General features: G+C 65.9%; 18 protein-coding genes. 12 read left to right on the top strand and 6 right to left on the bottom strand.

Features of this window, described 5'->3' with window-relative positions:
* The first annotated feature begins 21 nt into the window (after window positions 1-21).
* Genes grxC through BMX16_RS08730 form a run of 3 tightly spaced genes read left to right on the top strand, consistent with a single transcriptional unit; the run spans window position 22 to window position 1,549 of the window.
* Window positions 22-279 (top strand): glutaredoxin 3, encoded by a 258-nt coding sequence (grxC, locus tag BMX16_RS08740; RefSeq protein WP_089901848.1) that lies wholly within the window; start codon window positions 22-24, stop codon window positions 277-279.
* Window positions 276-1,106: a carbon-nitrogen hydrolase family protein gene (locus BMX16_RS08735; RefSeq protein WP_089901845.1), complete on the top strand. Its 831-nt coding sequence runs from the start codon at window positions 276-278 to the stop codon at window positions 1,104-1,106. Before grxC ends, BMX16_RS08735 begins: the two co-directional genes overlap by 4 nt.
* Window positions 1,106-1,549 carry a MarR family winged helix-turn-helix transcriptional regulator gene (locus BMX16_RS08730; protein WP_089901842.1) on the top strand — a complete coding sequence of 148 codons (444 nt, stop codon included), beginning with the start codon at window positions 1,106-1,108 and terminating at the stop codon, window positions 1,547-1,549. Before BMX16_RS08735 ends, BMX16_RS08730 begins: the two co-directional genes overlap by 1 nt.
* A gap of 53 nt (window positions 1,550-1,602) precedes the next feature.
* Here BMX16_RS08730 and ubiG read toward each other — a convergent pair whose 3' ends face one another.
* Complete coding sequence (ubiG, locus tag BMX16_RS08725) at window positions 1,603-2,343, bottom strand: bifunctional 2-polyprenyl-6-hydroxyphenol methylase/3-demethylubiquinol 3-O-methyltransferase UbiG (RefSeq protein ID WP_089901839.1); 741 nt, start codon at window positions 2,341-2,343, stop codon at window positions 1,603-1,605.
* A 60-nt stretch (window positions 2,344-2,403) separates the two neighbouring features.
* Between ubiG and pip the strand changes: the two genes are divergently transcribed.
* The 5 genes from pip to infB all read left to right on the top strand — a co-directional run bounded on the left by pip (window position 2,404) and on the right by infB (window position 8,858).
* The gene (pip, locus tag BMX16_RS08720; RefSeq protein ID WP_089901835.1) at window positions 2,404-3,393 is read left to right on the top strand and encodes a prolyl aminopeptidase; all 990 of its coding nucleotides are present in this window, start codon (window positions 2,404-2,406) and stop codon (window positions 3,391-3,393) included.
* 127 nt (window positions 3,394-3,520) lie between these two features.
* Window positions 3,521-4,120 carry a ribosome maturation factor RimP gene (rimP, locus tag BMX16_RS08715; RefSeq protein WP_089901832.1) on the top strand — a complete coding sequence of 200 codons (600 nt, stop codon included), beginning with the start codon at window positions 3,521-3,523 and terminating at the stop codon, window positions 4,118-4,120.
* On the top strand, window positions 4,120-5,724 hold the full coding sequence (nusA, locus tag BMX16_RS08710; protein WP_089901829.1) for a transcription termination factor NusA: 1,605 nt from the start codon (window positions 4,120-4,122) through the stop codon (window positions 5,722-5,724). The genes rimP and nusA overlap by 1 nt, the downstream gene beginning before the upstream one ends.
* A 16-nt stretch (window positions 5,725-5,740) precedes the next feature.
* Window positions 5,741-6,367 (top strand): RNA-binding protein, encoded by a 627-nt coding sequence (locus BMX16_RS08705; RefSeq protein WP_089902060.1) that lies wholly within the window; start codon window positions 5,741-5,743, stop codon window positions 6,365-6,367.
* A gap of 4 nt (window positions 6,368-6,371) precedes the next feature.
* Window positions 6,372-8,858: a translation initiation factor IF-2 gene (infB, locus tag BMX16_RS08700; protein ID WP_089901827.1), complete on the top strand. Its 2,487-nt coding sequence runs from the start codon at window positions 6,372-6,374 to the stop codon at window positions 8,856-8,858.
* A gap of 94 nt (window positions 8,859-8,952) precedes the next feature.
* Here infB and mutT read toward each other — a convergent pair whose 3' ends face one another.
* The 3 genes from mutT to BMX16_RS08685 are packed head-to-tail and all read right to left on the bottom strand — an operon-like array spanning window position 8,953 to window position 11,534.
* A complete protein-coding gene (mutT, locus tag BMX16_RS08695; protein ID WP_089901824.1) occupies window positions 8,953-9,351 on the bottom strand; it encodes an 8-oxo-dGTP diphosphatase MutT in 399 nt (132 codons plus the stop codon).
* Window positions 9,348-10,565, bottom strand: a complete 1,218-nt coding sequence (argJ, locus tag BMX16_RS08690) for a bifunctional glutamate N-acetyltransferase/amino-acid acetyltransferase ArgJ (RefSeq protein ID WP_089901821.1) — start codon at window positions 10,563-10,565, stop codon at window positions 9,348-9,350. The genes mutT and argJ overlap by 4 nt, the downstream gene beginning before the upstream one ends.
* A 3-nt stretch (window positions 10,566-10,568) precedes the next feature.
* Complete coding sequence (locus tag BMX16_RS08685) at window positions 10,569-11,534, bottom strand: peptidylprolyl isomerase (RefSeq protein ID WP_089901818.1); 966 nt, start codon at window positions 11,532-11,534, stop codon at window positions 10,569-10,571.
* Window positions 11,535-11,724: 190 nt separating this feature from the next.
* On the opposite strand from BMX16_RS08685, the gene secA reads away from it, so the two are divergent.
* The 3 genes from secA to BMX16_RS08670 all read left to right on the top strand — a co-directional run bounded on the left by secA (window position 11,725) and on the right by BMX16_RS08670 (window position 17,154).
* Window positions 11,725-14,469, top strand: a complete 2,745-nt coding sequence (gene secA, locus BMX16_RS08680) for a preprotein translocase subunit SecA (RefSeq protein WP_089901814.1) — start codon at window positions 11,725-11,727, stop codon at window positions 14,467-14,469.
* A gap of 103 nt (window positions 14,470-14,572) precedes the next feature.
* Window positions 14,573-15,601, top strand: coding sequence for a hypothetical protein (locus BMX16_RS08675; protein ID WP_089901812.1), 1,029 nt, complete (start codon window positions 14,573-14,575; stop codon window positions 15,599-15,601).
* Window positions 15,602-15,672: 71 nt separating this feature from the next.
* A complete protein-coding gene (locus BMX16_RS08670; RefSeq protein WP_177174616.1) occupies window positions 15,673-17,154 on the top strand; it encodes an OmpA family protein in 1,482 nt (493 codons plus the stop codon).
* Here the strand turns inward: BMX16_RS08670 and radC are convergent.
* A complete protein-coding gene (gene radC, locus BMX16_RS08665) occupies window positions 17,151-17,918 on the bottom strand; it encodes a RadC family protein (protein ID WP_089901807.1) in 768 nt (255 codons plus the stop codon). The genes BMX16_RS08670 and radC overlap by 4 nt on opposite strands.
* Before the next feature lie 102 nt (window positions 17,919-18,020).
* On the opposite strand from radC, the gene BMX16_RS08660 reads away from it, so the two are divergent.
* Window positions 18,021-18,227 (top strand): hypothetical protein, encoded by a 207-nt coding sequence (locus BMX16_RS08660; RefSeq protein ID WP_089901801.1) that lies wholly within the window; start codon window positions 18,021-18,023, stop codon window positions 18,225-18,227.
* On the opposite strand, the gene dnaJ is transcribed toward BMX16_RS08660, so the two are convergent.
* Complete coding sequence (gene dnaJ / locus BMX16_RS08655) at window positions 18,212-19,372, bottom strand: molecular chaperone DnaJ (RefSeq protein WP_089901799.1); 1,161 nt, start codon at window positions 19,370-19,372, stop codon at window positions 18,212-18,214. The two genes, BMX16_RS08660 and dnaJ, sit on opposite strands and share 16 nt — an antisense overlap.
* Window positions 19,373-19,441 lie beyond the last annotated feature (69 nt).

Raw genomic sequence — 19,441 nt, 5'->3', positions numbered from 1 at the left:
AACAGCATCAGGAGTGTGTCCATGCAACCCGTCGAGATCTATACCACGCCCACCTGCGGCTTCTGTCATGCGGCCAAGCGGTTGCTGACGACCAAGGGAGTCAGTTTCACCGAAATCTCGCTGGCGCGAGAGCCGGAGCGGCGGGCCGAGATGATGCAGCGGTCGGACGGCGGGCGCACGGTCCCGCAGATCTTCGTGGGCAGCACCCATGTGGGCGGATGCGACGACCTCTTTGCCCTCGACAAGGCGGGCAAGCTGGACGCCCTGCTGACCGCATGAGGGCCGCCCTGCTGCAACTGACGAGCGGCGACGATCCGGTGGCAAACCTTGCCGTCGTGCGCCGGATGGTGGCCGAAGCGGCCGCGCAGGGTGCCACGCTGATCTGCACGCCGGAGGTGACGAATTGCGTCAGTGCCAGCCGCGACCGGCAGAAGGCCGTCCTGTCGCGCGAGGAGGATGATCCGACGCTGGCCGCCCTGCGCGCAGAGGCGGCCCGGTTGGGCGTGACGCTGGCCATCGGGTCGCTGGCGGTGAAGACGCCCGATGCGGACGGTCGGTTCGCAAACCGCAGTTTCCTGCTGGGTCCGGATGGTGCGATCCTTGCGCGTTACGACAAGATCCACATGTTCGACGTGACCGTCTCTGCGACCGAAACCTATCGCGAGTCGGCGGGGTATCGGCCCGGCGACCGGGCGGTGGTGGCGCGGACGGACGGCGTCGGGCTGGGGTTGAGCGTGTGCTACGACCTGCGGTTCGCGGGGCTTTACCGGGCGCTGGCGCAGGCGGGCGCAGAGGTTCTGCTGGTGCCATCCGCGTTCTCTCCCGTCACGGGGGCCGCCCATTGGGAGGTGCTGCTGCGTGCGCGTGCGATCGAGACGGGGTGTTTCGTGCTGGCCGCGGCGCAGTCCGGCACGCATCCGGCACAGGCGGGAACGGCACGCAAGACGTGGGGGCACAGTCTGGCCGTCGATCCCTGGGGGACAGTGCTGGCGGATGCGGGGACGGCACCCGGTATCACGATGGTTGATCTGGATCTGGATCTGGTGGCAAGGTCGCGGGCACGCGTACCGTCGTTGAGCCATGACCGCCCCTATGAGCGCCCCTGATGTCGGACCAGACCCAGCACCTTGCCGTGACGCTGTTCAGCGAATTGCTGGCGGTCGATCAACTTGCGCGTGCCAGCATGGCACGGGTGCTGCCCAAGGGGATGGAGCTGTCGCACTTTTCCGTGCTGAACCATCTGGCGCATAGCGGGACGGAACGGACGCCCGCGCAACTCGCGCAGACGCTGCACCTGACGCGGGGTGCAATGACCAACACGCTGGCCAAGCTGGAATGGGCGGGATGGGTGCATGTGCGCCCGGACTGGGACGACGCGCGGCGCAAGATGGTGGCGATCAGTCCGTCCGGGCTGGCGGCCCGGAACGCGGCGATCGCCGCGATCAGTCCGCTGGTGGCCGACGTGGTGGCCGCGGTGGGCGAGGACCGGGCCCGCGCAACGCTGCCGGTGCTGCGGGCGTTGCGGGCGCGGTTGTCCGGTCCGGCCTGATGTGCCAGCGGACCGGGCAGGAGTGCGCGGGATTGTCTGGTCGGATCAATGGGTCAGGCGGGCTTCGTCGCGGCGGTGACGTAGTTCACCGACAGATCGTCGGGTGACACAGACCACGTGAACCCGAGCGGATTGAAGACATAGCCGGTGCGATCCACCGGAGTCAGGCCGGCGCGGCGCAGCAGGTCGAAAAGCTCGTCCGGAGTGATGAACTTGGCCCAGTCGTGGGTGCCGCGCGGTAGCCAGCGCATGACCCATTCGGCCCCGACGATAGCCATGGCAAAGGATTTGGCGTTGCGGTTGATCGTGCTGCACAGGTGCAGACCGCCGGGCTTCAACAGATCGTGGCAGGCGGTCAGGTAACCCAGCGGGTCGGCTACGTGTTCGACCACCTCCATGTTCAGGACGATGTCGAACTGCTCATGGGACGCGGCCAGTGCCTCGGCGGTGCCTATGCGGTAGTCGATCTGCAGGCCCGATTGCTGGGCGTGGATCTGTGCGACGGGAATGTTGCGGGGTGCGGCATCGACGCCCACCACATCAGCCCCCAACCGCGCCATCGGTTCGCACAACAGGCCGCCACCGCAGCCGATGTCGAGGATGCGCAGACCTGCGAAAGGACGGTCGCCGCGCAGGTCGCGGTCGAACTCTGCCGCAATCTGGCGCGTGATATAGTCGAGCCGCACGGGGTTCATCATGTGCAGCGGCTTGAACTTGCCCGTCTCGTCCCACCATTCGGATGCCATCGCTTCGAACTTGGCGACCTCGGCAGGGTCAATCGTGTTGGTAGTCATGGCGGTCTCCGGTTCGGGATGGGCATGGTTTCGCGCCCTGACGCCCTATATAGTCATCCCATGGAAAACGTCCCGAGCCAAAAGAGCACATCCGCGCATCTCTACCCGCCCATCGATCCGTTCGACCAGCGCGTGCTGGACGTGGGCGATGGTCACAAGATCTATGTCGAGCAATGCGGGCGGCCCGACGGCATCCCGGTGATCGTGCTGCATGGCGGCCCCGGCGGCGGGTGCAGTCCGGCGATGCGGCGCTATTTCGATCCTACGGTCTATCGCGTCATTCTGTTCGATCAGCGCGGCTGTGGGCGGTCGCGGCCCCATGCCAGCGTCGTGGCGAACACGACATGGCATCTGGTCGCGGACATCGAGGCGATCCGTGCCGCGCTGGGCATCGACCGCTGGATCGCCTTCGGCGGCAGCTGGGGGGCGACGCTGGCGCTGATCTATGCACAGACGCATCCCGACCGGGTCGCGGCGCTTGCCCTGCGCGGCGTGTTCCTGATGACCCAAGGCGAACTCGACTGGTTCTATGGCGGCGGGGCGGGGCGCTTCTGGCCAGACCTGTGGGAACGGTTCGTGCAACTGGTCCCGGTGGACGAGCGGGGCGACCTGATCGCCGCCTATCACCGGCGGCTGTTTTCCGGCGACATGCCTGTCGAGGCGAAGTTCGCCCGCGCCTGGTGCAGTTGGGAGAATGCGCTGGCGTCGATGGACAGCGACGGTTTGACCGGCGAAAGCCCGGTCGATTACGCCCGCGCGTTTGCCCGGCTGGAGAATCATTATTTCCAGCACAAGGGTTGGCTGGACGCCGATCACCAGATCCTTGCCCGGACCGACCGGCTGGCGGGGATTCCCGGCGTGATCGTGCAGGGCCGTTACGACATGATCTGCCCGCCGATCTCGGCCTATACCCTCGCGCAACAGTGGCGCGATGCGCGACTGGTGCTGGTGGGGCGGGCGGGACACGCCCTGTCGGAGCCGGGGATCAGCACGGAACTGGTGCGGGCGATGGACCGCTTTGCCGTGGATCGCGACCGGCTGGGGCTGTGAGGGTTGCGTTCCGCCGACGATTGTTCTAAGAGATCCATTAACAGCGGCGTGCTGGCCTCCACCCCCAGCGCCCAACCGGATTTGCAAACGGGCCGCGCGCCCGTTTTTTTGTGCTTGGAGAAACTCCATGAACGACCTGATCGCCAAGGCGGCCATCGATCGCCGGATCGCAGAGATCATCACCCCCGTCATCGAGGACATGGGGTTCGAGGTCGTGCGCATCCGTCTGATGACCGGCAAGGAATCGACCCTGCAGATCATGGCGCAGCGCCCCGACGGCACGATCGAGGTCGACGACTGCGGCCAGATCAGCACCGCCGTCGGCGCCGTGCTGGACGTGGAGGATCCGATCCTTGACGAATATACGCTGGAGGTCAGCAGCCCCGGTATCGACCGCCCCCTGACGCGCCTGAAGGATTTCGAGCAGTGGCAGGGATTCGAGGCCAAGCTGGAGACCGATCAGCTGATCGACGGACGCCGCCGCTTCAAGGGCGAGCTGGCTGGCGTCGAGGACGACGAGGTGCTGATCACCATCGCCGCAGGCGATCACGGCAAGGACGAAGTCACCATCGGGCTGAAGTTCGACTGGCTGTCGGATGCCAAGCTGGTGTTGACCGACGATCTGATCCGCGACGTGCTGCGCGGCCGCAAGGACGCGGGCCAGATCGACGAGGCGCAATTCGACGAGATTGAAACCATCATCGATGGGGATGAGGAGAACACCTGATGGCCATTACTTCCGCAAACCAGCTTGAGCTGCTGCAGACCGCCGAGGCGGTCGCCCGCGAAAAGAACATCGACGCCGGTCTGGTCGTCGAGGCGATGGAGGAATCTCTCGCCCGTGCGGCCAAGTCGCGTTATGGCGCCGAAATGGACATCCGCGTCAGCATCGACCGCAAGACGGGCCGCGCCACGTTCACCCGCGTCCGCACCGTGGTCGAGGATGAGGAATACGAGAACTACCAGTCGCAGTTCACCGTCGAAACGGCGAAAGACTGGATCAAGGATGCCAAGGTCGGCGATACGCTGGTCGAGGAAGTCCCCCCCGTCGAGCTGGGGCGCATCGCCGCGCAGTCGGCCAAGCAGGTGATCCTGCAGAAGGTCCGCGAAGCGGAGCGCGACAAGCAGTACGAAGATTTCAAGGACCGTGCCGGCACGATCATCAACGGTCAGGTCAAGCGCGAGGAATACGGCAACGTCATCGTGGACGTGGGCTCCGGCGAGGCGATCCTGCGCCGCAACGAGAAGATCGGCCGCGAAGCCTATCGCCCCGGCGATCGCATCCGCTGCTACATCAAGGATGTGCGCCGCGAACAGCGCGGGCCGCAGATCTTTCTGTCGCGCACGGCACCCGAGTTCATGGCCGAGCTGTTCAAGATGGAAGTGCCCGAAATCTACGAAGGCATCATCGAGATCAAGGCCGTGGCCCGCGACCCCGGTTCGCGCGCCAAGATCGCCGTCATCTCCTATGACAGCAGCATCGACCCGGTCGGTGCCTGCGTCGGTATGCGGGGCAGCCGCGTGCAGGCCGTCGTGAACGAGCTGCAGGGCGAGAAGATCGACATCATCCCCTGGAACGAGGACATGCCCACGTTCCTGGTGAACGCGCTGCAACCCGCAGAGGTCAGCAAGGTGGTGCTGGACGAAGAGGCCGGCAAGATCGAGGTCGTCGTCCCCGAAGAGCAGCTGTCGCTGGCGATCGGCCGTCGTGGCCAGAACGTGCGTCTGGCGTCGCAGCTGACCGGTCTGGATATCGACATCCTGACCGAGGAAGAGGAATCCAAGCGCCGTCAGGCCGAGTTCGAGCTGCGCACCAAGCTGTTCATGGACACGCTGGATCTGGACGAATTCTTTGCCCAGTTGCTGGTGTCCGAAGGCTTTACCAACCTCGAAGAGGTTGCCTACGTCGAGGCCGAGGAACTGCTGGTCATCGAAGGCGTCGATGCGGATACGGCAGCCGAACTGCAGGCCCGCGCCCGCGACTACCTCGAGGCGCAGAACAAGGCGGCTCTGGACCGCGCACGCGAGCTGGGTGTCGAGGATTCGCTGGTCGAGTTCGACGGCCTGACGCCGCAGATGCTGGCCGCACTGGCCGAGGACGGCGTCAAGACGCTGGAAGACTTTGCGACCTGCGCCGACTGGGAGCTGGCCGGCGGCTGGACCGTGGTCAAGGGCGAGCGTCACAAGGACGAAGGCGTGCTGGAGAAGTTCGGCGTGTCGCTGGAGGATGCGCAGGCGATGGTCATGACCGCGCGTGTGGCGCTGGGCTGGGTCGATCCTGACGAGCTGAACGGTGCGGACGACGAAGACGATGCGGAGGCAGAGGCGTAAGCCTCTGACCCTGATCATGACGCGTGGTGGTGCCAGCAAGACACTGGACGACGGACCGGAGCGTCGGTGCATCGTCACCGGCGAGACGCAGCCGAAGTCGGGCCTGATCCGTTTCGTGGTCGGCCCGACGCACGAAGTCGTGCCTGACATCTTGGGAAAGCTGCCCGGACGTGGTATGTATGTCGCATCGACGCGCGACGCACTGGACCGCGCCCGCAAGGGGCAGTTCAGCAGGTCGGCCAAGGCGCCGGTGACGGTTCCCGACGGATTGACGGACGAGGTGGAACGGCAGTTGGTCCGGCGTACGCTGGACCTGATCGCCATGGCCCGCAAGGCCGGTCTGGCCGTCTGCGGGTTCGAGAAGGTCAAGGGCTGGTTGGCGGGTGGTGCGCGGGTCCGCGTCCTTCTGCAGGCCGGCGACGGATCGGAGCGTGGCAAGGCCAAGCTCTGGACGCCCGAAGGGGCAAGATATTACAGCTGCCTGACGGCGGCTGAATTGGGTTTGGCATTCGGTCGGCAAAGTGTGATACACGGCGCGCTCGCGACTGGTGGACTCAGCGACCGTGTTGTAGAGGAAGCCGCGAGACTTCGAGGCCTCCGCGAGATTGACGACGGCAATATGGCTGTCGGGAAGGATACGTAACGAGATGAGCGATACTGACGGCAAGAAACCACTGGGCCTTGGCGGGTCGCGTCCGAGCAACGTGAAGCAAAGCTTCAGCCACGGCCGCACCAAGAACGTCGTCGTCGAGACGAAGCGCAAGCGCGTGGTCGTGCCAAAGCCCGGAACCCCTGCGCCCAAGACGGGCGTGGCGGCCGGACTGCCTGCGGGTGGCGATCCGTCCAAGCGGCCTGCCGGCATCTCGGACGTCGAACTCGCCCGCCGGATGAAGGCATTGGCGCTGGCCAAGTCGCGTGAAGTCGAAGAGGCCGCCAAGCGCGAAGCCGACGAAGCCGCACGTGCCGAAGAGCGCGATCGCCGCCGTACCGAGATCGAGGCGAAAGAGGCCGAGGACCGCGAGCGCGAAGAGCGCGCCAAGGCGAAGGCCGAGGAAGAGGCCAAGAAGCTGCGCGCCGCAGAGGCCGTGCGCAATGCGCCCGCGCCGCAGGTCGATGCGCCTCCGGGCGTGAACGAAGTTGACAGGCCGATGTCGTCCGCCCCACGCAAGGCGACCGAACGCGACCGCGAGGCGCAGACCCGCGACACGACCAAGCCCAAGACCGATGCGGACGCCCGCCGCGGTGGCAAGCTGACGCTGAACGACGCGCTGACCGGGCGCGAAGGTGCGCGTCCGCGGTCCATGGCGCAGATGAAGCGCAAGCAGGACCGTGCCCGCCAGAAGGCGATGGGCGGTCAGGTCGAGCGCGAGAAGGTCGTGCGGGACGTGCAGCTGCCAGAGGCGATCACCGTCGGCGAGCTGGCGAACCGGATGGCCGAGCGTGTCTCGGACGTCGTCAAGGAACTGATGAAGATGGGCATGATGGTCACGCAGACCGAAACCATCGACGCCGACACGGCCGAACTGCTGATCGAGGAATTCGGCCACAAGGTCGTCCGCGTGTCCGACAGCGACGTGGAACAGGTCATCGACGTGGTTCAGGACAAGGACGCCGACCTGCTGCCGCGTGCGCCGATCGTCACGATCATGGGTCACGTCGACCACGGCAAGACGTCGCTGCTGGACGCGATCCGCAAGACCCGCGTCGTCGCGGGCGAGGCGGGTGGCATCACCCAGCACATCGGCGCCTATCAGGTGACGACCGACAGCGGTCAGGTGTTGTCGTTCCTTGACACGCCGGGCCACGCGGCCTTCACGTCGATGCGGTCGCGCGGTGCGCAGGTCACCGACATCGTCGTGCTGGTGGTGGCCGCCGACGACGCCGTGATGCCGCAGACGGTCGAGGCGATCAATCACGCCAAGGCTGCCGGCGTGCCGATGATCGTCGCGATCAACAAGATGGACAAGCCGTCGGCCAATCCCGACAAGGTCCGCACGGACCTGCTGCAGCACGAAGTGCTGGTCGAGAAGATGTCCGGTGAAGTGCAGGACGTCGAAGTGTCGGCACAGACCGGCATGGGTCTGGACAAGCTGCTGGAGGCCATCGCGCTGCAGGCGGAAATCCTCGAACTGCGCGCCAACCCGAACCGTGCCGCCCTGGGTGCGGTGATCGAGGCGCAGCTGGACGTGGGCCGCGGTCCCGTCGCGACCGTTCTGGTACAGAACGGCACGCTGCGTCAGGGCGACATCTTTGTCGTCGGTGAACAGTGGGGCAAGGTCCGCGCGCTGATCGACGACAAGGGCGAGCGGGTCAAGGAAGCCGGGCCGTCCGTACCCGTCGAGGTGCTGGGTCTGAACGGCACGCCAGAGGCCGGTGACGTGCTGAACGTGGTCGACACCGAGGCACAGGCGCGTGAAATCGCCGACTACCGGATGAAGGCCGCCAAGGACAAGCGCGCCGCCATCGGGGCCGCGACGACGCTGGAGCAGCTGATGGCGAACGCCAAGGCGAACAAGAGCGTCAGCGAGCTGCCCATCGTGGTCAAGGCCGACGTGCAGGGTTCTGCCGAAGCGATCGTGCAGGCGATGGATAAGATCGGCAACGACGAGGTGCGCGTCCGCGTGCTGCACTCGGGTGTCGGTGCCATCACCGAGACGGACATCGGTCTGGCCGAAGCGTCTGGCGCACCCGTGATCGGTTTCAACGTGCGGGCCAATGCGACGGCGCGGAACGTGGCCAACCAGAAGGGTGTCGAGATCCGCTACTACTCGGTGATCTATGCCCTCGTGGACGACATCAAGGCGGCGGCGTCGGGCCTGCTCTCCAACGAGATCAAGGAGAACTTCATCGGCTATGCCAACATCAAGGAGGTCTTCAAGGTCTCCAACGTGGGCAACGTCGCGGGTTGCCTTGTGACCGAAGGTGTGGCGCGTCGTTCGGCGGGCGTCCGTCTGCTGCGCGACAACGTGGTAATCCACGAAGGCACGCTGAAGACGCTGAAGCGCTTCAAGGACGAAGTGTCCGAGGTCCAGTCCGGTCAGGAATGCGGCATGGCGTTCGAGAAATACGAGGACGTTCGCCCCGGCGACGTCATCGAGATCTTCGAGCGCGAGTCGGTCGTGCGGACGCTGTAACGGCACCGCTTCCCCACATTGCACAAAGGCCCGTCAGCGCTGCTGGCGGGCCTTTTTCTTTGAGTATTTGAGTAAAAAGCGAGGGAAAGTGCCGTTACAGCCAGTCGCGCAGGATCGGGATCAGGGGAATGTCGGCAGGCGGCATCGGATACTGCGACAGGTCCTGCGCGCGGACCCATTTCAACACCTGCCCCTCGCGCGCCTGCGGCGTGCCCTGCCAGCGGCGGCAGGCGAACAGGGGCATCAGCAGGTGAAAGTCGTCGTAAGCGTGGCTGGCGAAGGTCAGCGGGGCCAGGCAGGACGTCCAGGTGTCGATCCCCAGCTCCTCCTGCAATTCACGGATCAGCGCGTGTTCGGGCGTCTCGCCAGGTTCGACCTTGCCGCCCGGAAACTCCCACAGGCCCGCCAGCGATTTGCCGGCGGGGCGCTGGGCCAGCAACACGCGCCCGTCCACGTCGATCAGCGCGACCGCCGAGACGAGCACGACCTTCATGAGCGGTAGTCGGCGTTGATCGTGATGTAGGTGTGGGTCAGGTCGCAGGTCCAGACGGTACTGGTGCCATCGCCCAGCCCGAGGTCGATGTTGATGTCGATCTCGGGACGTCTCATGTAGGCCGCGCAGTCGGCCTCCACATACTCCGGCGCGCGGTATCCATCGCGCGCCAGCACCAGATCGCCAAGGCGGATCGTCAGGGTATCGCGGTCGGCCTGCGCGCCCGACTTGCCGACCGCCATGACGATACGACCCCAGTTCGGGTCCTCTCCGGCGATGGCGGTTTTCACCAAGGGGCTGTTTGCCGTCGCCATGGCAACCAGACGCGCATCGGCGTCGCTGGCGGCCCCGGTCACGGCGATGGTCACGAACTTCGTCGCACCCTCACCGTCGCGGACGACCTGATGGGCCAGATCCAGCATGACCGCCTGCAACGCGCCGGCGAAATCCGCGTCATCCGTCACATCGACGCCGGATGTACCGGTTGCGGCGATCATCAGGCTGTCGGAGGTGGACGTATCGCTGTCCACGGTGATGTTGTTGAACGTCGTATCGGTCAGACACGCCAGCAGGGCCTGCAACGGGGACTGTGCGATGATTGCGTCGGTAAAGATGTAGACCAGCATCGTCGCCATGTCGGGGGCGATCATGCCGGACCCCTTGGCGATGCCGGCGATCTGCACGGGCCTGCCGCCGATGGTGACGGTCTGCGCAGCGCCTTTGGGGAAGGTGTCGGTGGTCATGATGGCGCGGGCGGCGTCGGCCATGCCGGTGGCCGTTTGTGCCGCCGTCAGTTCCGCCACCTTTGCCACGATCCGGTCGTGGGGCAGGGGTTCGCCGATCACGCCCGTGGACGCCGTGAACACGCGCCCCGCGGGGACACCCGTGGCATCGGCCACAGCATCGCAGATCGCGCGGACGGATGTGACGCCGGCCTTGCCGGTGAAGGCGTTGGAATTGCCGGAGTTCACGAGGATCGCGGCGGGACCGCCGGCGCCGTCTGCCGCCAGTTTAGCCTGACAGTCCAGCACGGGCGCCGACCGCGTGGCAGAGCGTGTGAATACGCCCGCCACCGTGCTGCCGGCGGCAAGCACCGCCAGCATCACATCGGTGCGCCCTTTGTATTTCACCCCCGCCTGCGCCGCCGCAAAGGTGACGCCCGCGATGACGGGCAGGTCAGGAAAGGCGGTGGGCGCAAGCGGAGAGAGTGCCATGGTTTACTTGTCCAGCAGATCGGTGTTGGTCAGCACGGCGGGGTCGATCGCACCGGGTTCTGGCAGGATGATCTCTGCACTTGCCGTCAGCTCCTCGATCTTGGCGAGGATCACGGCCTCTTGCAGCTGACCGACGATCTCGGGGCGCATCTCGTCCAGTGCGGGGACGGGACGGTCGCGGACTTCGTTCAGCTGGATCAGGTGCCAGCCGAACTGGGACTGCACCGGGGCGGACACGCCGCCCACTTCCATGTCGGCCACAGCGGTCTCGAATTCCGGTACCATCTGGCCCGGACCGAACCAGCCTAGATCGCCGCCCTGCGCGGCAGAGCCGTCGCTGGACACTTCGGTCGCGACGGCGGCGAAATCCTCGCCGCCTTCGATGCGGGCCGCAGCGGCGACCGCCTCTTCTTCGGTCGCGACCAGCAGGTGGGCGGCGCTCCACTCCTGCACCGGCTCTGCCGCGGCGGCGGCGGACAGCTCGTCATAGGCTGCCTGGATGGCCTCTTCGGTGACGGCGGCGGTGGACAGGTCGGTAATGACCTCGCCGGCGCGCAGCGAGCGTTCCTCGTTCGCGAGCGCCCAGTTCAGACGGTCAGGCGCCTCTGTCAGGCTGTTGGACAGCAGTTGCTGCTGCACGACCTGATCGAGGAGGCCTTCGAAGATCACCTCCGGGGGAAACTGCTCGTACTGCTGCGGCAGTTGCGCGCGCGCGATGATGAGCTGGCCCAGCGTGATGTCGGTGCCGTCGACGGTGGCCACGACGGTCGCAGGGTCTGCGGTCGGGGCTGCTGCCTCTGCGGGGGCGGCTTGCGTTGCCGGCGCTTCGGTTGCGGGCGCTTCGGTCGCCGGGGCCTCTGCGGGGGCCTCTGTCGCCGGTGCGTCGGTCGCGGCATCCTGTGCGGTGGCAGCGGTGGCCAGGGTCAGCGCCATGGCGGCGGTGCCCAGCAGGTGGGTCAGTCGGGTCATCGGTTCGTCCTTTCGGTCGGGCGCCCTCACGGGGTGCCACGTTGACAGCACACAGCCCCACCCTTACATCGCAGGGATGTCGCGAGGGGGCTGATCTTGGGGCCCTGTTTAGGGGTCCTGATGCGGGCCGACAACCTACCTCCTCTCACTTACGTATCACAGGGGCGGCAATGGTCCGCTTGGAGAGAACATGCTGGGTCTGTCAACGATCGCGAAAAAGGTCTTCGGAAGCACGAACGACCGCAAGGTCAAGGCGGTGCGCCCCCTGATCGAAAAGATCAACGGGTTGGAGCCTGCGTTTGCAGCCCTGTCCGACGACGACATCAAGGCCCGCACCCGCGCGCTGCAAGAACGGGCCCGCGCGGGCGAGTCCCTCGACGATCTGCTGCCGGAAGCGTTTGCCAACTGCCGCGAGGCGGCGCGCCGTGCGCTGGGTCTGCGGGCCTTCGATACACAGCTGATGGGCGGGATCTTCCTGCATCAGGGTAACATTGCCGAGATGAAGACCGGCGAGGGCAAGACCCTCGTGGCGACGTTCCCGGCCTATCTGAACGCGCTGTCGGGCAAGGGCGTGCACATCGTCACCGTGAACGATTACCTCGCGCGGCGCGATGCGGAGTGGATGAGCAAGGTCTATGGCGCGCTGGGTCTGACCACCGGCGTCGTGGTGCCACAGCAACCCGACGCGGAAAAGAAGGTCGCCTATCAGTGCGACGTGACCTATGCGACGAACAACGAACTGGGATTCGACTATCTGCGCGACAACATGCGGTCCGAACTGGGGCAGATGTATCAGCGCCCCCACAACTTTGCGATCGTGGACGAGGTTGACAGCATCCTGATCGACGAGGCGCGCACGCCGCTCATCATCTCGGGTCCTGCGCAGGACCGCAGCCAGATGTACCGTGAGATCGACCTGATCGTGCCGGGCATCCTGCCGGAACACTACACGCTGGATGAAAAGCAACGCTCGGTCAGCTTTACCGATGAAGGCAACGATTACATCGAACAGGCTCTGTCCGGTCGCGGCCTGCTGCCAGAGGGGCAGAGCCTGTATGACCCCGAAAGCGTCTCATTGGTGCATCACACCAGTCAGGCGCTGAAGGCGCACACCCTGTTCGCCAAGGACAAGGATTACATCGTCCGCAACGACGAGGTCGTGCTGATCGACGAATTCACGGGGCGCATGATGACCGGCCGCCGCCTGTCCGACGGCCTGCATCAGGCGATCGAGGCGAAGGAAGGCGTGACCATTCGGCCGGAAAACGTCACGCTCGCCTCCGTCACGTTCCAGAACTACTTTCGTCTGTACGCGAAGCTGGGCGGCATGACGGGCACGGCGCTGACCGAAGCCGACGAGTTCATGGAGATCTACCGCCTTGGCGTGGTCGAAGTGCCGACCAACCGGCCCGTGCAGCGGCAGGACGAACACGATCAGGTCTATCGTACCGCCCGCGAAAAGTTCGAGGGCGTGGTCAAGGAAATCAAGGTGGCCCATGCCACGGGCCAGCCGATCCTGGTGGGCACCACCAGCATCGAGAAATCCGAAGCCCTGTCCACCCTGCTGAAGGCCGAGGGCATCGCGCACAACGTGCTGAACGCGCGCCAGCACGAGCAGGAGGCGCAGATCATCGCCGACGCGGGCAAGCTGGGGGCGGTCACCATCGCCACCAACATGGCCGGGCGCGGCACCGACATCCAGCTGGGCGGCAACGTCGAGCTGAAGGTGCTGGAGGCGCTGGCCGCAGACCCCGAGGCCAACCCGGACGAAGTGCGCGCCCGCATAGAGGCGGAACACGCCGACGGCAAGGCGCAGGTCCTGGCATCCGGCGGGCTGTTCGTACTGGCCACCGAACGGCACGAATCGCGCCGCATCGACAATCAGCTGCGCGGCCGGTCGGGACGTCAGGGCGATCCGGGGCGGTCGTCGTTCTTTCTGTCGCTCGACGACGATCTGATGCGGATCTTCGGGTCGGAGCGTCTGGACAAGGTGCTGTCCACGCTGGGCATGAAGGAAGGCGAGGCGATCGTGCACCCGTGGGTGAACAAGTCGCTGGAGCGCGCGCAGGCCAAGGTCGAAGGGCGCAACTTCGACATCCGCAAGCAGTTGCTGAAATTCGACGACGTGATGAACGAGCAGCGCAAGGTCATCTTCGGCCAGCGCCGCGAGATCATGGAAGCGCAGGACCTGTCCGAGATCGTGCGCGACATGCGCCATCAGGTGATCGAGGATCTGGTGGACGACCACATGCCGCCGCGCAGCTATCCCGACCAATGGGATGCCGAGGGGCTTTATGCGCAGACCATCGCCATCGTCGGCGTCGACGTGCCGGTGATGACGTGGGCGCAGGAAGAGGGCGTCGATCAGGAGGTGATGCGCGAACGGCTGGAGAAGGCCTCTGACGATCACATGGCCGAGAAAGAGGCGGCCTTTGGCGCGCAGGCGATCCGCAGCATCGAAAAGCAGGTGCTGCTGCAGACCATCGACGCAAAGTGGCGCGAGCATCTGGTCACGCTGGAGCATCTGCGGTCCGTCGTTGGCTTTCGCGGGTATGCGCAGCGCGACCCACTGAACGAATACAAGACCGAAGGCTTTCAGTTGTTCGAGCGTCTGCTGGACGGTCTGCGGCTGGACGTGACACAGAAGCTGGGCCAGATCCAGCCGATGACGCAGGACCAGCAGGCGCAGATGATCGCGCAACTGCGGCTGCAGCAGGCCCCTGCGGCTGAACCCGCACCGATCGCAGAGCCTGCCCCTGCCGATCCGGCGCCGCAGGCGGTGGAGCGTGCCACATCCTCTGTCGTCACCGGCGATGCGACGCCGCGTACGGGGTTCGTCGCCGACGGCCCCCGTACATGGGGTACGCCGACACGCAACGAACCCTGCCCCTGCGGGTCCGGCAAGAAGTTCAAGCATTGCCACGGCGCCCACTGACCGCCGCCGCATTTACGACACGTTAATTCCTTGCGCCGGTCCCGTTCGGGACACTAGCGGTAGGCATACCGGTCCTTGACCCCACCGGGCAAGGAGACAGGACATGCGGGCATTCGTGCGCAAGGCGATCACGGCGACGGCGACATTCTCGGTCGCGCTGGGGATCGGGTTCGTGATGCAGTATGGCGATGCCCTGGCTGCGCGGCTGGGTGTGGACGATCCCGTGATCGACCCGGCGGTGCCGGACACGAACCCTGTCGCCCAGGTGACGACACCGCAGGCTGCGACGGCTGTGGCAGAGCCGCGCGGCGGGCGGGCGGTGCCGGATGGTATCGTCGCTGCCGGGATGCCGCTGGACATGCCGACACCGCGCTTCGACCTCGTCCGCTTCGATGCGGGCATGGCCGGTGCAACGACACCGTCAGCGCCAGTGCCCACGGCGTCCGTGGCAAAGGTGTGCGCGCCCAGCCTGTCGGCTGAGGCGCAAGATCAGGCTATGGTGCGCCTGACGCTGGATGCGGAATGCCACCCGTCCGCGCCCGTGACGATCCACCATCGTGGCATGATGTTCAGCGTCCTCACCGATGCAAAGGGACAGTTGCAGGTGGATGTCCCCGCGCTGTCACGCGATGCGATGTTCGTCGCCGACCTTGGGGCCGATACCGATCTTGCCACCGTCGTGCGCGTGCCGGATGCGGACACCGTCGCGCGCGCCGTGCTGCAATGGCAAGGCGAGGATGGCGTGCAACTGCATGCGCTGGAGTTTGGGGCGGATTACGATGACGCCGGGCACGTCTGGGCTGCGAATGTCGGCACCGTGTCCCCTGCCGGGCAGGCGGGTGGCCGTTTGACGGTCCTCGGCGACAGCCGCGTCAGCGACGCACGCCTGGCCGAAGTCTATACCTTTCCCGATGGTCAGATCGCCGTGGGCGATGCCGTGCGGCTGAACGTCGAGGTCGAGATCACGCAACGCAACTGTGGCCGGGCCGTCTCGGCGCAAAGCATCCGTATCGCACCGGGCGGCGACCCCGTTGCTGTGGACCTGACGATGACCATGCCGGATTGTGATGCGGTGGGCGAATTTATCGTCTTGAATAACATGTTCACGGACCTGACACTCGCGGCGCAATGACGCCACACGGACCATCTGTTCGGCAAGGTATCTGGCAGACTGCGGCAAAGGGATTTGCCGCAGTCCTGCTGTTGGCGTCGCCGCTCTCTGCGCAGGAGGTCACGATCACCTCGCAGGGCGGCGACCTGCAACTGACGGGACGTGTCGCGGGGTTCGACGGGACGTATCTGGAAATCGAAGGACCGCACGGCCCGGTGATCGTCGATCTGGCGCGCGTGACCTGCGCTGGTGCCGCCTGTCCGCCGCAGCAAGGCTACGTGCCGACCCTGCGCATGTCAGGAGAGCCGGTCCTGTCCGGGTTCCTCTTACCTGCGCTGCTGGAAGGGTTCGCCGCGGACCGTGGCCTGTCCCTGTCGCGGGCGGATGATGCGATCACTTTGACCACTGCGGATGGTACGGTGGCGTTGCATGTCGTGCTGACGCAAACGGGAAGTGCCGAGGCGTTTGCCGACCTGATCACCTTTGCCACCGATGTCGCCCTGACGCTCCGGGAGCCGTCGCCGGACGAGCGGGCGCGGGCCGCAGCGGTTGGTCTGTCGCTGACCGCACCTGCGGACGGCGTCATTCTGTTGGGCAACGATGCGCTGGTGCCCGTCGTGTCCCCGCGCAATCCGGTGCGCACGCTGGCACCCGCCGACCTGATCGCAGCCTACGCGGGACAGGTTGCGGACTGGGCGGCGATGGGCCAGACCGATACGCCCCTGACCCTGCATCTTGGCCTGGCCGACAGCGGCGCGGTCGAGGCTTTTCTGGCCCAACTGGACGCTCCGCCGGCCACCACCATCGTCCACCATCCGACCGCAGCGGCCCTGGCGCTGGCGGTGGCCGATGATCCCGGCGCGCTGGGGCTTGCCACGCTGGCTGATGCGGGCGTCGCACAGACCGTGACACTGCGCGACGCCTGCGGTCTGACCGCCAGCCCGCGTAGCGTGGATCTGCATACGCAGGACTATCCTTTGACGATGCCTGCCTTTGCGCTCGTCCGCTCGGCTGTGCAGCCGGCCATCGTCGTCGACCTGCTGGGCTGGCTGCGCAGCCCTGCCGCCGCCGCGATCGTGCGGCGCAGCGGGCTGGCCGACCGCACTGTCGTTCCGGTTCCGCTGAACGATCAGGGTGAACGGATCGCCCATGCAATCGACATCGCGGGTCCACAGACATCCCTGACCGACCTGCAAGCCACGATCGCACAGTTGCGCGCCCGGTCGCGGCTGTCGCTGACCTTCCGCTTTGCCGAAGGCGCGCTGGCACTGGACGCGGCATCGGCCGCCAACTTGCGGCGTCTGGCGCTGGACATCCGCGACGGCGTCCATGGTGGCCGCGACATCCTGCTTGCCGGCTTCACCGATGGCGCGGGCGAGGCGCAGGCCAACCGCGACCTGTCCGCCGCGCGTGCGCTGGCGGTCGAGGCCGCGCTGCTGGACCTGCTGGGCACGTTGCCTGCGGATGTGGATCTGGGCACCGTGGGATACGGCGAGGCGATGCCCATCGCCTGCGACGACATCGCATGGGGCCGGCGCATGAACCGCCGGGTCGAGGTCTGGATCGGCGACTAAAGCAGCCCTTCCGCCCTGAACGACAACTCTCGCGATTTGCCGATGATCAGGTGGTCGTGGACGGTAATTCCCAGCGCCTTTGCCGCCGCCGCGATCTGCGCCGTCATCGCGATGTCCGCCTGCGATGGCGTGGGATCGCCCGAGGGGTGGTTGTGCACGAGGATCAGGGCGGCGGCATTCAATTCCAGCCCGCGCTTAACGACCTCGCGCGGATAGACGGGAACGTGGTCGACGGTGCCGCGCGCCTGTTCCTCGTCCGCGATAACGGTGTTGCGGGTGTCGAGGTAGAGGACGCGGAACTGTTCCGTTTCCCGGTGCGCCATGACCGTATGGCAGTAATCAAGCAGCGCGTCCCAACTGCTGAGGACCGGGCGCGCCATGATCCGGCCGCGGGCCATGCGGTGCGCCGCCGCCTCGATTACCTTCAGCTCCGTGATGACGGCGGGGCCCACGCCCGTGACCTTTGCCAGCGCCATGGGGCTGGCGGCAATCACGCGGTTGAAATCGCCGAACCGGTCGATCAGCGCACGCGCCAGCGGTTTCACGTCCTGTCGCGGGATGGCGCGGAACAGCACCAGTTCCAACAATTCGTAATCCGGCAGCGCCGCTGCACCCCCCGCCATGAACCGGTCGCGCAGGCGTTGCCTGTGGTCGCGGATATAGGACGGCTGGCGCGTGCCCGTGTCAGGCACGTCGTCCACAGCCACCACCGGATGCGAAGTGGCGGCAAGGAACGGCAACGAGTCCTGAAATCCATGTGTCATGCACCGATGATGCCGCAGGGCCGGTAAACAATGCCTTAACGCAGTCCGCGCCGACGTGAGGGGTCATGGTCCGATGCAGCGACGAGGATGAGGGGAAACCGCATGGTGACGGATGTGATGCATTGGTGTGCTTGGAACATCATCGTCACGATGCCGGGCCTGATCCTGCTCTTCGTGCCGCGCTGTGGATCTACCGGTCTGGCGCTGATGTCGTCGCACCGGCAGCCTAGATTGAAAAGGCTCGCGATCTGCACCGCGAGCCTTTCGTTGGTCATCATGCTGAAAGGGCTGCTTCAGCCCTTCATCTGATCCCAGAAGCCTTTGACGGTCTTGAAGAAACTCGACCCGTGTGGATTGTTGTCCTTTGACAGAGTGTCGAATTCCTTCAGGATTTCGCGCTGCCGTGGGGTCAGGTTCACCGGGGTTTCCACCGACAATTCGATGAACATGTCTCCCGGGCCGCCGCCACGCAGCGCAGGCATCCCTTTGGACCGCAGGCGCATCTGACGGCCCGACTGCGAGCCTTCGGGGATCTTCACGCGGCTGCGGCCACCGTCGATGGTCGGCACTTCGATCTCGCCACCCAGTGCAGCGGCGGCGATGCTGACCGGCACCCGGCAGAACAGGTTGTTGCCGTCACGTTCGAACAGCGGATGATCGGCCACCTCGATGAAGATATAGAGGTCGCCCGCAGGACCGCCGCGCATGCCCGACTCGCCCTCTCCGGCCAGACGAATGCGGGTGCCGGTTTCGACGCCGGCGGGAATGTTGACGGACAGCGCCTTTTCCTTTTCGACGCGGCCAGCGCCCCGGCAGACGTGGCAGGGGTTCTTGATCGTCTGGCCCATGCCGTTGCAGGTGGGACAGGCGCGTTCGACGGTAAAGAAGCCCTGCTGCGCGCGCACCTTTCCCATGCCGGAACAGGTCGGGCAGGTGACGGGTTCCGACCCGTCGTCGGCACCGGTGCCCTTGCAGTTGCCGCAGGCCACGGCGGCAGGCACGTTGACGGTCTTCTGCAGGCCGGCAAAGGCGTCCTCCAGCTTGATCCGCAGATTGTAGCGCAGATCGTTGCCTCGGGTCGCGCGCGACCGTGCACCGCCGCCCGCGCCACCGCGCTGGCCGCCCATGAAATCGCCGAACAGGTCGTCGAACACGTCGGAGAAGGCCGACGCGAAATCGGCGTTGCCCTGCGCGCCACCGGGACGGCGTGCGCCGCCACCCATGCCGCCCTCGAACGCCGCGTGACCGTAGCGGTCGTAGGCGGCCTTCTTGTCGGCATCCTTCAGCACTTCGTAGGCCTCGTTGGCCTCCTTGAACTGGTCTTCTGCCTTGGGGTTGTCGGTGTTGCGGTCGGGATGCAGCTCTTTCGCCTTCTGGCGGTAGGCCTTCTTGATCTCTGCGGCATCGGCGCCTTTGCGGATGCCCAGCGTCTCGTAATAATCGCGTTTTGCCATATGAACGGGTCCCCCTCGGGAAAGGAAAAGACCGGCCCGGTTGCTGGGGCCGGTCTGTTCCGTCAGGCG

The organism is Loktanella fryxellensis (genome assembly GCF_900110065.1).
Lineage (GTDB): Bacteria > Pseudomonadota > Alphaproteobacteria > Rhodobacterales > Rhodobacteraceae > Loktanella > Loktanella fryxellensis.
Note: the sequence above shows the minus strand (reverse complement) of the source record. Positions and strands in the feature narration are given on the sequence as shown.